Annotated in this window: 13 protein-coding genes; 9 read left to right on the top strand and 4 right to left on the bottom strand. The window is 57.6% G+C overall.

Translation table 11 applies throughout. The annotated features are described in order from the left end of the window. Positions 1-60 precede the first annotated feature (60 nt). The 4 genes from hemW (at position 61) to J0X19_RS15920 (ending at position 3,578) form a co-directional block, all read left to right on the top strand. Positions 61-1,212, top strand: coding sequence for a radical SAM family heme chaperone HemW (hemW, locus tag J0X19_RS15935; RefSeq protein ID WP_206985420.1), 1,152 nt, complete (start codon positions 61-63; stop codon positions 1,210-1,212). 140 nt (positions 1,213-1,352) lie between these two features. Further along, positions 1,353-1,838 carry a hypothetical protein gene (locus tag J0X19_RS15930; RefSeq protein WP_206985416.1) on the top strand — a complete coding sequence of 162 codons (486 nt, stop codon included), beginning with the start codon at positions 1,353-1,355 and terminating at the stop codon, positions 1,836-1,838. 83 nt (positions 1,839-1,921) lie between these two features. Further along, complete coding sequence (locus J0X19_RS15925; RefSeq protein WP_206985407.1) at positions 1,922-2,572, top strand: alpha/beta fold hydrolase; 651 nt, start codon at positions 1,922-1,924, stop codon at positions 2,570-2,572. A 229-nt stretch (positions 2,573-2,801) separates the two neighbouring features. Then, positions 2,802-3,578, top strand: a complete 777-nt coding sequence (locus tag J0X19_RS15920) for a cyclase family protein (RefSeq protein ID WP_206985405.1) — start codon at positions 2,802-2,804, stop codon at positions 3,576-3,578. A gap of 130 nt (positions 3,579-3,708) precedes the next feature. Here J0X19_RS15920 and rpmA read toward each other — a convergent pair whose 3' ends face one another. Next, complete coding sequence (rpmA, locus tag J0X19_RS15915) at positions 3,709-3,996, bottom strand: 50S ribosomal protein L27 (protein WP_206985403.1); 288 nt, start codon at positions 3,994-3,996, stop codon at positions 3,709-3,711. A gap of 103 nt (positions 3,997-4,099) precedes the next feature. Beyond that, entirely contained in the window at positions 4,100-4,405 is a 306-nt protein-coding gene (gene rplU / locus J0X19_RS15910; protein WP_022825780.1) for a 50S ribosomal protein L21, read from the bottom strand. 470 nt (positions 4,406-4,875) lie between these two features. Between rplU and J0X19_RS15905 the strand changes: the two genes are divergently transcribed. Together J0X19_RS15905 and J0X19_RS15900 are read left to right on the top strand one after the other, a co-directional pair. Continuing rightward, positions 4,876-5,835 (top strand): ribonucleoside-diphosphate reductase small subunit, encoded by a 960-nt coding sequence (locus tag J0X19_RS15905; protein ID WP_206985402.1) that lies wholly within the window; start codon positions 4,876-4,878, stop codon positions 5,833-5,835. 201 nt (positions 5,836-6,036) lie between these two features. Further along, complete coding sequence (locus tag J0X19_RS15900; RefSeq protein WP_206985400.1) at positions 6,037-6,777, top strand: LytR/AlgR family response regulator transcription factor; 741 nt, start codon at positions 6,037-6,039, stop codon at positions 6,775-6,777. Between the two features lie 9 nt (positions 6,778-6,786). Here the strand turns inward: J0X19_RS15900 and J0X19_RS15895 are convergent, their stop codons facing one another. Then, complete coding sequence (locus J0X19_RS15895) at positions 6,787-9,156, bottom strand: PAS domain-containing hybrid sensor histidine kinase/response regulator (protein WP_206985399.1); 2,370 nt, start codon at positions 9,154-9,156, stop codon at positions 6,787-6,789. Between the two features lie 319 nt (positions 9,157-9,475). Between J0X19_RS15895 and J0X19_RS15890 the strand changes: the two genes are divergently transcribed. Beyond that, positions 9,476-9,856 carry a hypothetical protein gene (locus J0X19_RS15890; protein ID WP_206985397.1) on the top strand — a complete coding sequence of 127 codons (381 nt, stop codon included), beginning with the start codon at positions 9,476-9,478 and terminating at the stop codon, positions 9,854-9,856. Between the two features lie 220 nt (positions 9,857-10,076). Beyond that, positions 10,077-10,259 (top strand): hypothetical protein, encoded by a 183-nt coding sequence (locus J0X19_RS15885; protein ID WP_206985395.1) that lies wholly within the window; start codon positions 10,077-10,079, stop codon positions 10,257-10,259. A gap of 210 nt (positions 10,260-10,469) precedes the next feature. Here the strand turns inward: J0X19_RS15885 and J0X19_RS15880 are convergent, their stop codons facing one another. Then, complete coding sequence (locus J0X19_RS15880) at positions 10,470-11,258, bottom strand: SDR family oxidoreductase (RefSeq protein ID WP_242582782.1); 789 nt, start codon at positions 11,256-11,258, stop codon at positions 10,470-10,472. Positions 11,259-11,517: 259 nt separating this feature from the next. Here J0X19_RS15880 and J0X19_RS15875 point away from each other — a divergent pair, with 259 nt between their 5' ends. Then, positions 11,518-13,965: a M4 family metallopeptidase gene (locus J0X19_RS15875; RefSeq protein WP_206985391.1), complete on the top strand. Its 2,448-nt coding sequence runs from the start codon at positions 11,518-11,520 to the stop codon at positions 13,963-13,965. The last annotated feature ends 244 nt before the right edge of the window (positions 13,966-14,209 follow it).

Raw genomic sequence — 14,209 nt, 5'->3', positions numbered from 1 at the left:
ATTCATCCCAAGTCTAACTACTAACTACTCATGTCTTACTACTCAAATCACCACCATTAAGTGCCCGGTCTTTACCTTCATATTCCTTTCTGCAAGCAGGCCTGCCATTACTGCGACTTCCACTTCAGCACCTCCATGGCACTGAAAAGCCGCTTGGTGGAAGCCATAACCCAGGAGCTAGCCTTGCGGGCCGACTACCTGGGGCCACACGCCACGCTGGAAACCATCTACTTCGGGGGGGGCACGCCGTCGTTGCTAACGGCGGCAGAGCTAGACCATATTTTCGAGGCCATCCACCGCCACTTCCGGGTGGCTGCCGATGCGGAAATAACGCTGGAAGCCAACCCCGACGACCTGACGGCCAGCAAAGTACAAGAGCTAGCCGCTTCGCCAGTCAACCGGCTCAGCATAGGACTACAAAGCTTCCACGAGCCTCATCTGCGGCTGATGAACCGGGCACATTCAGCCACCGAATCGGCGGCGGCGGTACGGGTGGCGCAGGCGGCCGGCTTCGAGAATATTTCCATCGACCTGATTTACGGCGTGCCCACGCCCGACCACGGCATCTGGGAGCAGGATCTGGCGCAGGCGTTTGCCTTGCAGGTGCCGCACCTCTCATGCTACGCGCTTACCGTTGAGCCCGATACGGTGTTTGGCCGGCAGCTGAAGAAAGGGGCGTTTCGGCCCCCACCCGATGAGTTTGTGGCCCGGCAGTTTGAAATGCTGCTCTCGGAAATTGCGCGCTACGGCTACGAGCAGTACGAAATCAGTAACTTCAGCCAGCCCGGCCGGGAGTCGCGCCACAACTCGGCGTACTGGCGCGGGGTGCCGTACCTGGGTTTGGGCCCAAGCGCGCATTCGTTTAACGGCCGCAGCCGGCAATACACGCTGGCCAATAATCCGCAGTACGTAACGGCCGTGCTGGAGCGCCACGAGGTGCCAGCCACCATCGAGCACCTCTCCCCCACCGACCGGGCCAACGAATACCTGATGACCAGCCTGCGCACCGCCCGCGGCACCGACTTGCGCCACCTGCGCACTGCATTAGGGGTGGATTTGCAACGCCAGCGGACAGATTATTTAACGTATCTGCAAGCAAGCGGCTGGGCTACCCTTACCTCTGATGATGTGCTGATACTCACCGACAAAGGCAAACTGCTGGCCGACCAAATAACGCTGGAACTGTTTCAAGCCGCTGATTCCACCGCTTGAAAGCAGATGCAGGTGACGGAAATCCGTTAAATTCCTTTGCCATCTTACAAGCTAGTCTCACCTAACTTTGACAGCTAGGCTAGCCTACTCACAGGTGAAGCAACCGGGGCAGCCTTATAATCCGCAAAAAATCCGTGACCATGAGAAGACTGATTGATGCCTTGGCCGATGACACGGACTTTTTCATCGAGCAGGTTCAGATAACGGCCATCGTGTTCGATAATTCCGACGACGTAACCATCTGGGCTACCACGTTCTTCGACCAGGAACTGCATTTCTTCCACCTTGGCTTGCAATTCCAGAGCCTCGACCTGTTGCTACGCCTTGCTGATACCCGAGCCGCCGCCTTGCAGGAAGACGTAGCCGACGCCCTGGCCACCGTCACGGAATGGCCCTGCCTGCTGGAGTATACCACGGAAGAAGAACCGCCCGTGGCGCTGCCCAACGTGGCCCTCAAGCTCTCCTGCACCTATCCGGCCGACGAAACGCTTGACGGCGAGGAAGAAGACCCGGAAACATTCATCATTGGCATGGAAGCCGACAAGGAAGAGGAAGAAGACTACGAGCCCGGTGCCCCTCACAATATCTTTTACCTAGAAGGCGTGTTTTTGCGCGTAGAGCCGTAGCCGCGGTGCGGTGATGCCGTTGGCAAAGATTCGCACTACCCAATCATCAAATTTCCTCCTTCATCGTCTCACTAGTTCACCCTATGATTTACCTCATTCCGGGCTTGGGGGCCGATAAGCGGGTGTTTCAGAACCTGCGGCCTTTGTTGCAGGGTGAAACGCAGCTGCTGCCCTGGCTGACGCCCAACCCGGAGGAGAGCCTGCCAGAATACGCGGCGCGCATGGCCACCGATATTCCGCTGGAGCAAACAGGGCTGCTGGTAGGCGTTTCGTTTGGCGGTGTGGTGGGGCTGGAGATCAATCGAATTCGCCCCCGGCTACGTACCGTCCTGATTTCCAGCATTCCTGATGCCAGCTGCCTGCCTCCACTGCTACGCCTGATTCGGGCAACGAGGGCATACCGGCTGTTTCCGCCGCAGTGGCTGAAGCTGTTCCCACGGGCCGGGCAATGGTACTTCGGCGTCAGCAACGGCGACGAGTATCAGCTATTCAGGCAGATTCTGCGCGACATGGAACCGGTTTATACCCGTTGGGCCATCAACCGGCTTCTGCACTGGGACAGCACCCACGTTGGGCGCAGCACCCAGATTCTGGGCACCCACGACCGGGTGTTTCCGCCCGGCCCCACGCCCGTTGATTACCTTATCCGGGGCGGCGGCCACTTTATGGCGTACAGCCACGCCCAGGAAATCAGCGAGATTCTGAACAAGCTGGCGGCAGCGGCTGACTGTTAATTGCTGATTCACTGCTTAACGCATGTTGCCAAAACAGTTTCAGGACCTGTCTGCCCGGTCAACGGCTTTTCGACCGTCGGACCGGTCGTCATCCGCTACCCTGCAAGAGCGACATCCCAGGCCCGGCCCGACGGTCGAAAAGACGTCGGACCGGAGCCACTGAAACAGGATGTAGTGTATAGAGAAGCCGCTTCACCAACCAGCACATCAAGAATTAGCACATCACTCCATGCTTGCTACCTATCCGCATCAGGGCCGCATTTTCGCTTTCAACCCCGCCGCCCCGCTCGATATTTCGCTCCCTTTAGCGCCGGGCGAAAACCAAGTGAACTGCTTCTGGGCCGAGCCGGTGCAGTTTGATGTAATACGAGTGGGCAGTTTTGTGGGAAGCGTGGCCGATGGCGGCAGCACCAACTACAAGCGTGTACATCTTACCCCGCACGGCAACGGTACCCATACCGAATGCTACGGCCACATCTCGCCCGACCCAATGGCTACGCTCAACCGCAGCCTACGCCGGTTCCTGTTCGTAGCCCGATTGGTTTCGGTACAGCCCCGCCCCCAGCCCAACGGCGACCAGGTAGTGCTACTCGCCGATGTGCAGCGCGAGCTAGAAGGCGGCCCTGATGCTGCTGTTCGGCCCGAGGCGCTTATCCTACGCACTCTGCCCAACCACAAAACCAAACGTACCCGGCAGTATTCCGGCACCAACCCCACGTATCTGGAGCCCGCGTTGGCACACTATCTGGCCGCCAACCACATCGAGCACCTGCTCCTCGACTTGCCCAGCGTGGACCGGGAGGAAGACGGCGGCGAACTGCTGGCGCACCATGCGTTCTGGCAATACCCTCACGCCACTCGTCAGCAAGCCACTATTACCGAGTTGATCTTCGTACCCGATGAACTGGAAGACGGACTATATCTGCTGAACCTACAAGTCACCAGTTTGGAACTGGATGCCAGCCCAAGCAAGCCGGTGCTTTATCAGCTGCACTCCAACGCATAGGCTTTCCACAAGAAGCTGCTCTATCCATACTATAGGTGAAACCACTCCAACGCAGAAAGGGCCACCCTGTATGGGCGGCCCTTTCTGCGTTGCGAAGCCGGCTACTTGCGCAAGCCGGCACCAACAATAACTACTCGGCAGCTACAGCAACAGCTTCGGTAGCTGCGGCAGGAACTACTGTTACGAACGAGCGGTCTTGGCGGCCCTTGCGGAACTGCACCGTGCCGTCGATCATAGCAAACAGGGTGTGGTCTTTGCCGATACCCACGTTCTGGCCGGGGTGGTGCTTGGTACCACGCTGACGCACGATGATGTTGCCGGCAATGATGGACTGACCACCGAAAATTTTCACGCCGAGACGCTTGGAATGCGATTCACGACCGTTGTTGGAGCTACCTACGCCTTTCTTGTGTGCCATTTTATTAGTGCTTAGTGCTTGGTTGCTAGTGCTTAGAGAATAGTTGGGGCTTAGCTAACATGCTTGCGGTGAACAAACTAAGCACCAACAACTATGCACTAAATTACCCGATGCTGTTGATCATTACTTTGGTGAACTGCTGACGGTGGCCGTTCAGCTTGCGGTAGCCCTTGCGGCGCTTCTTCTTGAAAACAAGAACCTTGTCGCCCTTTACGTGAGCGAGGATGGTACCCGTCACGGCTACGTCCAGCAGGGGCGAGCCAATGTTCAGGGTTCCGTTATCATCGGTGAGCAGAGCTTTACCCAATTCTACGGTATCGCCAACATTGCCAGCCAAGCGGTGGGCGTATACAAATTTATTGGCTTCGACCTTGGTCTGCTTACCGGCTATATTGACAATTGCGTACATCGGCGTCTTCGCGGTTTCTGAAAAATGGAAGGCAAAAGTACGAGTACCATTTTACAAATCCAAACCCTAACTCATTAAACCTCATTACCCAACCTTTTCGGCAGGTTGAAAACCGCCCCGAAAACCAGCGGATACCAGACGCGCGAATACACTTTTTGTGGACAACTACAATTATCCACAAGCCAATTGTGGATAACATCACTATAAACAGTCTTTTTCAAGGTTTTTTCAGCGGTTTTCCTAGAGTGATACACGAGGCAGTAACTAGGTTCATGCAGAAAAATTAACAGAGAAAAAATGGTTTTGGCCAGCCAACCTTCCCATATGAGGAGGTTATATTTGGTGCATCAACCTTCCGGCTGCCTATCCAAGCCTAGCTGAACAATCTGCTTCAACGGTAGGTTAGGCACTGTGCCGGGCTTGGTAGCCTGCTCTTATTTAGACGCCTATTCACCCTTTGCTTTTCTCTTATGGAACCTCTGCTCATTGAAAATCCCAACCGCTTCGTCTTGTTCCCCATCCAGAACAACGACGTGTGGCAGATGTACAAGAAAGCCGAAGCCTCGTTCTGGACGGCTGAGGAAATTGACCTGGGGCAGGACCAGAAAGACTGGGACAACCTCAACGACAACGAGCGGCACTTTATCAGCCACGTGCTGGCGTTCTTTGCGGCCTCCGATGGCATTGTGAATGAGAACCTGGCCGTCAACTTCATGCAGGAAGTGCAGATGCCGGAGGCGCGCTGCTTCTATGGTTTCCAGATTATGATGGAAAACATTCACAGCGAAACCTATTCGCTGCTGATTGACACGTACATTAAAAACCCACAGGAGAAAGACCGGCTTTTCAACGCCTTGGAGACGGTGCCCTGCGTGAAGAAAAAAGGCGAGTGGGCCTTGAAGTGGATCAACTCCGAGGACTTCGCTGAGCGCATCATTGCCTTTGCGGCCGTGGAAGGCATCTTTTTCTCGGGTTCGTTCTGCTCGATTTTCTGGCTGAAGAAGCGGGGCCTGATGCCCGGCCTGACGTTCAGCAACGAGTTGATTTCGCGCGACGAAGGGCTGCACTGCGACTTTGCTTGCTTGCTCTACAGCTACCTCCAGAACAAGCTGCCCGAAGCCCGCGTGCACGACATCATTCGTGATGCGGTAACCATCGAGCAGGAGTTCGTGACCGACGCGCTGCCGGTGAACCTGATTGGTATGAATGCGAATAGCATGTCGCAGTACATCGAGTTTGTGGCCGACCGGCTGTTGGAGTCGTTGGGTTACAGCAAGATCTACAACGCCACCAATCCTTTCGACTTCATGGAGATGATTTCGCTGCAAGGCAAAACCAACTTCTTTGAGAAGCGCGTGGCGGAGTATCAGAAAGCCGGCGTGATGAGTGAGCGGACCGAAAACGCCTTCTCGCTGGACGAAGACTTTTAAGCTATTTTTGATGCTTGTATAAGAAAGGCCGGCGTGTTCAGCGCTGGCCTTTTCTATTTACTGTCAGCTACATAGGTAGTATTCGATTTTCCGCTATACATACAAGCTGGAATGGTGCTGCTACTTTTGGCGCCGCTTTCAGATGTTATTCTATATCCTTGGGTTCGTAAATCAGCGTACCAAGTGCTTTAAGCTACTATCATGGCTGCCGCTTTGCTTGCCTGTGTTATTATCGACGACAACGAAATCAACCGCTTCACGCTGGAACGGGCCGTGGAGCGGCACGACCAATTGACGCTGGCCGCTTCTTTCCCGGATGCAGTGGAGGCCCTGACCTATTTCCACGACGGCGGCGCAGTAGATGTGCTGCTGCTGGACATTGAGATGCCGCACATCAGCGGGCTGGAGCTGGTGAAGCTGCTGCCCGAGCCGAAACCGGCTATTATTCTGGTCACCACGCACGCCTCGTTTGCGGTGGATGCTTTTGAGCTGCGGGTGCTCGACTACTTAGTGAAGCCGGTGAACTACGCGCGGTTTTGCCAGGCCATTGCCCGCGTAATGGAGCAGCACCAACCCGCTCCGCCCCCGCCCGCCCTCAGCGCCGCTGTGCCCACCGACATTTCCGCCACCGGCACCGACTTGTTTGTGAAAATCAATGGGAAGCTACAGCGCATCAACTTCGAGGACGTACTCTTCATTGAGGCGCTTTCCACCTACGTGTTGCTGGTAACCGACAAGCACAAGCACATTGTGGGGGGCACCCTCAAGAACATGGAGGACCGGCTGCCTTTCCGGCATTTTGTGCGCGTGCACCGCTCCTATATTGTGAACCTGCACCGCGTGGAGGCCTTGGAAGACAACATGTTGCGCCTGGGCCAGCACGAAGTTCCCGTGAGCCGCCCGTATCAGGAGCAGCTTGCCCAGCGGCTGGGCGCTCTATAAAGTAGTACCCTAGGATACGGCGGGCAACTGCTCAGGAAGGGCCTCCAGTACGCGGGTTACTTGCCGCACCAGCTGCCGCACGGCGGATGCCCGCAGGTTGGCGGCTTTGGCGCCGGGGCGGGGCTGCTCCATTAGTAGCTGCAACGGCTGGGTGAGGGCGGCCACCCCAAACTGCACCAAGTTCGGCTTGATGTGATGCACCAGTTTGGCTACCTGCGCCCACTGCCCGGCCGTGGCCGCCGTTTGAATCTGCTGGATGCTGGGCGGAATATGCAGCAAGAACGAGCGGATGATGCGCTCCACAAAAGCAGTGTCGCCGTCGGCTAGCTCGTGCACCAAGGCCAGGTTGTAGAGTGGCGCGGGCGGGGCTTGCACCAAGGCCACCAGCTTGCGGTAGAACTCCTCTTCCTTGAACGGCTTGGTCAGGCACTCATTGATACCGGCTTTCAGATACCTATCCAGGTCGGAGCGGAAGGCATTGGCGGTGAGGGCCAGCACCGGCACTTGGGCCCGCTCGAACTCGGGGTGCAGCCTGATTTGGGTGGTAGCCTCCACCCCGCTCATGCCCGGCATCTGAATATCCATCAGAATGGCGTCGTAGTGGTGCTGGGAGTGCAGGGCCAGGGCTGTGGGGCCGTCCTCGGCCTCATCTACCTCCACACCCCAGCTTTGCAGCAGCAGGCGCACCACTTCGCGGTTGATGTGGTTGTCTTCCACTACCAGCACCCGCCGCTTGTGTAGCGCCCCGGTGTCGGTGGGGGCCGGGCTTAGCTCGTTTTCACTGCCTTCGGCCAGCGGTAGCGTTACGGTGAATTGAAACGTGCTACCGTTGCCCGGCTGGCTTTCCACGGTAATTGCGCCGCCCATCTGCTCGACGAGGGCGCGGGCAATACCCAAACCCAGCCCGGTGCCCCCAAAGCGCCGCGCGGTATCGGTGCCGGCCTGCACAAAGTCCTCGAAGATGTGGTCGAGCTTATCGAGGGGGATGCCAATGCCCGTGTCCGTCACCCGAAAACCGGCCGTAAGGTGGGTTTCGGTTTCACTGATGAGGTACCCGCCTATCAAGACGCTGCCTTCGGTGGGGGTGAACTTGATGGCGTTGGAAACCAAGTTGATAAGCACCTGATTCAGCCGAAACGGGTCGCCCATCACCCGGGGCAGCGGCTGCTCCTGCAACAGCAGGGCTACGTGGAAGTTGATGCCTTTTTCGGTGGCCTGCACCGCCAGGGGCCGCAGCGCTTCTTCCATGGAAGCGCGCAAATCAAACGACATTTGCTCCAGCTCCAACCGGGCCGAGCTGATTTTGGTGAGGTCGAGCACCTCGTTGAGCACGGCCAGCAGATGCTCGCCCGAAGCCTGAATGATGCGCAGCAGTTCGCGCTGGGTTTGGTCGAGGGAAGTTTTGGTGAGCTGGCGGGCCATGCCCAGCACCCCGTTCATGGGCGTCCGGATTTCGTGGCTGAGGTTGGCCAGAAACGTTTCCTTAGCCTGCGCCGACGCTTCGGCTTTTTCCTTGCCGCGCCGCAGCTCGGTTTCTGTCTGCGCCCGTTCCGTGATATCGAAAGCGCACAGTAGCACGTACGGCGGCTGCCCCGGCGGGTCGAGGCGGTTGGCGCGGTACAGCAGATGCCGATGGGCTCCTTCGGGAGCTAATACCGGCAATTGGCCCTGAGCTGCTGCCCTGGCTGCGCTAAACTGCACCAAGTAGGCGGCTGCGGCCTGGAACTGGTCGGCGCTGGGCATAAACTCGCTCAGTGAGATACCCAGCAGGTGCATAGCCGGCCGTTGCAGCAGGCGCGCGAAGGCGTGGTTGCAGGAAAGCAGCACCCCCTGCAAATCGTGAGTGGCTACGGCCACGGGCAAGTCGCGGAGTTGCTGCCCGGCCGGGCTTTTAGAGGATGCCTCCGCGGGAGCGGGCGGTGTAAGCAGGCGGTAACTGAACAGCTCGGACCGGGCCGCTCCGGTGGAGGCTGGCAGCAGCACATAGTCCTGGGTCAGGATGCGGCCGTCGTAGAGCGGTATTTCTTCGCCTAGTACGGGCTGCTGCGCGGCACGGTGCTCCTGCATTTGTTGCGCGTACCGCTCAGGATGCACCATCAGGCGCTGCAACCGGGCCAGTAGCGCATCGGCCGACCGGCCCACCCAATAGGTTGGGGGTTCCGGTGCCCCCAGCAGTTGGCAAAGCGCCTCATTTATTCGTTCGATAGTTCCATCTGGCCCAACCAGAAGCCGGCCGGGCTCCGTCTGTTCTACCAGACCCGCTAGCCGACGCTCGGCAGTTGCGGCTCGTTCGTCGGCTTCGCGCAGGGCTTGCTCCAACTCCGCAATTCGCGTTTCGGCTTCGGAGGGAATGAATGGGCGCGCAGATGGGAATGGCATGCAGTATAGAATAAGAGTAGCCAGCAACAACTACGCTACGCTGGCAGCAGGCTCCGGACCTTATTAGAAGTGGTTCAGGCAATACTTCGCGGGGCAGACAACCGGGGGCATTTCCACTCACTGTAAAAATACGACCGTTCACTGCAAAAAGTCGGCAATCCGGCAGAAAGTCCGGCAGCCGGCTCGGCCCTGCCCTATCCTTGTAATGTCAACGGGGCACAAGGGCTACCGAGCAAGGCAAATCACTCGCTTCGCAGGCTCCCCGATTATTTCAAACTACATCTACTTCATTTTCAAACCTTACCATTTTTTTTCCATCATGGCTTACTCTACCAACACCCCCGCAGGTCAAACCGTACAAGAAATCATTGATTCGCTGCCTGGCCTGATGGCCGTAGCCGTAGTTGATGTACAATCGGGCATGGCGCTGGCTTCGCACAGCAACGCCCCCGGCCTCAACCCCGAAACCGCTGCCGCCTACAACACCGAAGTGGTAAAGCAAAAGATGAAGGCCATGTCGGCGCTGAAGCTGCAAGGCGAGCGGATCGACGACATCCTCATCACCCTCACCAACCAAATTCACCTCATCAACCTGACCGACGACGGCAAGAAGTTCATTTACCTGGCCGTGAACTCCCGCGACACCAACTTGGCTATTGCCCGTGACGTGTGCCGCCAAAGCGCTGAGTTGCTGAAGTAAGGCATTGCCGGGCCGTCTGGCCCATGATGGAAAAAGCCGCCCCACTCCGGGGCGGCTTTTTTCGTTTTTCAGCAGGCCTCAGTCCTAGCCGCCTGCGCTGCTTGATGCGCAGAAAAGGCGTTTGGCATGCCCTAGTTGTGAAGCACGCGGAGTTGCTGCCGAGCTTGGCGGTTACCAAAAGCGGAGTGCGGTATTAAAGTGTATACTATATACCTATCGTATGAACCCTGCCTTCGTGTCGCCCTGCTTTGCCTGCCGCCGCCGTATCCGCTGGAACGGCCAGCCTCTGTTTACGGACTGCTCATGCGTGAACTACGGCCGCGGCACCACTACCGTAGCGCTGGTAGCGGCAGCCACGCTGGTAGTTGGCGGACTGTGGTGGTACCTGGAGCGAAAGAAGTAACGCTACCACATACCTATAGTGTGTATATCTACAGCACATAGCAATTACCTGAGCTGTGCAGTGCTTCACGTAGGCTCGTCCGTCTGCTGGCTTTCTGGCGAGCTGACGGGTTGCCGTATGCTGTGGCTGTTACTTGATGCGGTGCTGGCAACAACCCGTCAACTGGCTTTTTTGCCAGCTGACCGGCTACTACTCCGCAACTTGAATTATTTAAAAGCCGAACACCTCGAAGCCACCGTCTACGCTCAGGCATTGGCCGGTGATGTAGCGGGCGGCCGGCAAGCACAGGAACGCCACGGCCGCCGCCACTTCTTCGGGCTCCCCAACCCGGCCCAGCGGAGTGCGGTCCAGCACCTGCTTTAGGTAGTCGGGGTTGCGCAGCACGGTTTCGGCCAGCGGGGTTTGGATGTACCACGGCGCTACCGTGTTGACGCGGATACCCGCGCCGGCCCATTCCACGGCCAGGTTGCGGCTAAGTTGGTTGAGCGCCGCTTTGGTCATGCCGTAAATGGCCCCGGTGCGCACGTGCGTAAGGCCCGCCACCGACGAAATATTGACGATGCTGGCATTACCGGCCGCTTGCAACTGCGGGTAGGCCCCCTGGCACAACCCAAAAGCCGACTCCAGATTGGTAGCCAGCAAGTGCTGAAATTCCGCCGCAGAGTACTCAGTGGTGGGCTTGCGGATATTGGTGCCCACGTTGTTAACCAAGATGTGCAACGCCGGCCCCAGTGCCGCCGCCGCTGCCAGCACCTGCTGCCGCCCGGTTTCCTGGCTGACGTCGGCGGCTACGGCGTGGGCCTCGAAGCCGGCGGCCCGCCACGCAGCTACCTGGGCTTCCAGCTCGGGGGCTTGCCGGGCCACGGCCACAACGGTTGCTCCGAAAGCCAGCAGCTCGGCGGCTACGGCGGCGCCAATGCCTTTGGAGGCCCCCGTTACAATGGCAAGCTGACCGGCTAGGCTCCAGCGGTTTTGCAATAAAGGAGAAGGCTGCATCATGCAATTGAAAAAAGAATGGTGTAAAACTATGGCTTTTATGTGGCGGAAAAACAGGAATAAAAGACGTTAAAACAAGCTTAATACTATCCAGCCAAGATTATTTATCACTTATATTATTGATATATTTCAAATTATATACTGTTTTCAAAACAGTAATTTTAATGAAAGTGCTTTACTGTTGATAAAAATATAAATTGGCTGCACGCTGGCTGTCGGCCAAGCGCCTGTTCTATTTCTTCCTTTCCACAACCAACTCACTATGTTAAACAAGTACCCTGTTGCAGCGCTCCTTCTGTTCGGTGCGCTGCCCTATTCGTCGGCTTTTGCCCAGGACGCTGCCAAAGCGGCCAAGAAGTTTATGGCCGAAGATGGCACGCCGGCCCTCGTGCAGTTTCGGGTGGAAGCTCCCGCTTATACGCTTAGCCAGGCCCGGCAGGCATTTGTAGAGCAACTGCAACTCAGCAACGACGACCAGATGCTGCGCGCCCGCACCGACCTCGATAATCTGGGCTTTGCGCACGAGAAGTACACCCAGTATTACAAAGGCATCAAGGTAGAGCACGCCACGTACACGCTGCACGCCAAACAAGGCAAAGTGGAAAGCATGAGCGGCCAGGTGGAGCGCATCAGCAACCTCAGCGTAACGCCTTCCGTGGATGCCAAAGCCGCTCTGCAACGCGCCCTGGCGTTTGTGGGAGCCAAGAAGTACATGTGGGAAGACCCAGCCGAAGAAGCGGGCCTGAAGCAGCAGGAAAACAACCCGGCAGCCACCTACCGGCCCCAGGGCGAATTGGTGATTGTGCGGAACGAGCAAAGCACCAACCCGGCGCGCCACGGCAAGCCCACACTGGCCTGGAAGTTTGATGTGTATGCGCAAAGTCCGGTGAGCCGCGCGTACGTGTACGTGGATGCCCACTCCGGCGAGGTGGTGCTACAGGACGCCATTATCAAGCACGCGGCGGCTACCGGCACGTTGGCTACCAAGTACTCGGGCACCCAGAGCAGCGCCACCAGCACTACCACCGGCGGCTACTACCTGCGCGAAGCTACCCGTGGCTCCGGCATTGAAACTTACAATTGCCGCAAAAGCAACAGCTACACCAACGCCGTTGACTTTGTGGACGCCGACAACAACTGGACCGAGTACGCCAACGCCAACTTCGACAATGCCGCGCTTGACGCCCACTGGGGCGCGCAGGCGGTGTACGACTATTGGAAAAACGTGCACGCCCGCAACTCTTATAACAACGCCGGAGCTAAGATCAAGAGCTACGTGCACTTTGATGATACACCCGGCGACGGCAAAGGCTACGAAAACGCCTACTGGAACGGTTCGGTGATGACCTACGGCGACGGGTACTCCCGCTTCGACCCGCTAACCTCACTGGACGTGTGCGCCCACGAAATCGGACACGCTGTGTGCTCCAGCACCGCCAACCTAACGTATTCCAACGAGTCGGGGGCATTGAACGAAGGCTTTTCCGACATCTGGGGAGCCGCCGTGGAGTACTACAAAGCCCCGAACAAGGCTACCTGGCTGATTGGTGAAGACATCGATAAAGTGCGGCCGGCCTTGCGCTCCATGAGCGACCCGAATTCCGAAGGTCAGCCCGACACGTACAGAGGCACCAGCTGGTACAGCGGCACCGGCGACAATGGCGGTGTGCACACCAACAGCGGCGTACTCAACCACTGGTTCTACATCCTGAGCGTGGGCAAAACCGGCACCAACGACATTGGCAGCGCGTACAGCGTAACCGGCATCGGGATTGATGCCGCCGCCAAAATTGCCTACCGCACCGAAAGCGTGTACCTCACGGCTTCGTCGAACTACGCGGCCGCCCGCACCTATTCCATTCAGGCCGCTACCGACCTGTATGGCGCGGGCTCGGCGCAGGTAACGGCCGTGACTAACGCGTGGTATGCCGTGGGCGTAGGCGCCGCGGCTGGTGGTGGCACCACCCCGCCGCCTACCACGGTTACGTACTGCACCAGCAAAGGCACCAACGTCAGCTACGAGTGGATTGACTTGGTGAGTATCGGTGGCATCAACCGCACCTCCAGCAAAGACGCTGGTTACTACGATGGTACCGCCCTGAATGCCAACGTAACGGCCGGCACTGCCCAAACCATCAACTTCTCGGCGGGCTTCACCAGCACAGCGTACACTGAATACTGGAAAATCTTCATCGACTACAACCAGGACGGTGACTTCTCGGACGCGGGCGAAACGGTGGTGAGTGGCAGCAGCAGTAGCGCCGCTACCCTCAGCAGCACCTTCACAGTGCCTGCAACGGCCAAAAACGGCAAAACCCGCCTGCGGGTAGTTATGAGCGACAACTCGGGCACGACCAGCTGCGGCTCTTACAGCTACGGCGAAACCGAAGACTACAGCATCACCATCTCGGGTGGCGCGGCAATTGCCGATACTGGTGACGGCGGCGGAAGCAACATGGGCCTGCTGGCGCAAACCACCACGCAAAACCTGGAGCTGTACCCGAACCCAGCTACCGACGTGCTGCGCCTGACCATGCCCAACAACATTGCCATCACCGCAGTAACCGTAACCGATTTGCGAGGCGTGAAAGTACTTGGGGTAAAAGTGGAAGGCAATCAGCTCAACGTTTCCTCCTTGGCGCAAGGCATCTACACCCTCACGGCCACCGATGGCCAGAAAGTGTTTCATCAGCGCTTTGTAAAGCAGTAAGCACTTCTCCTTTGCAGCCAGTAGCGGCTTTGCACAACAAAAAAAGGCCTGTCAGATGACAGGCCTTTTTTGTTGTGGCAGGTAGTGATAAACTACGGGCAACCTGATTCATTACAACAAAGCCGCGTAGCGGTGCCGGAAACGCACTATCGGCTTCTTGCACCGCTATGCGGCGCATCGTTCTTTCAGCTTTACTATGCTACAAGCCTAGCACGGCTACGCGGCTATTGCTCAGTGTGAAGAG

Source organism: Hymenobacter telluris, assembly GCF_017313265.1.
Taxonomy (GTDB): Bacteria; Bacteroidota; Bacteroidia; order Cytophagales; family Hymenobacteraceae; genus Hymenobacter; species Hymenobacter telluris.
This window is presented reverse-complemented; position numbering and strand designations above follow the sequence as displayed.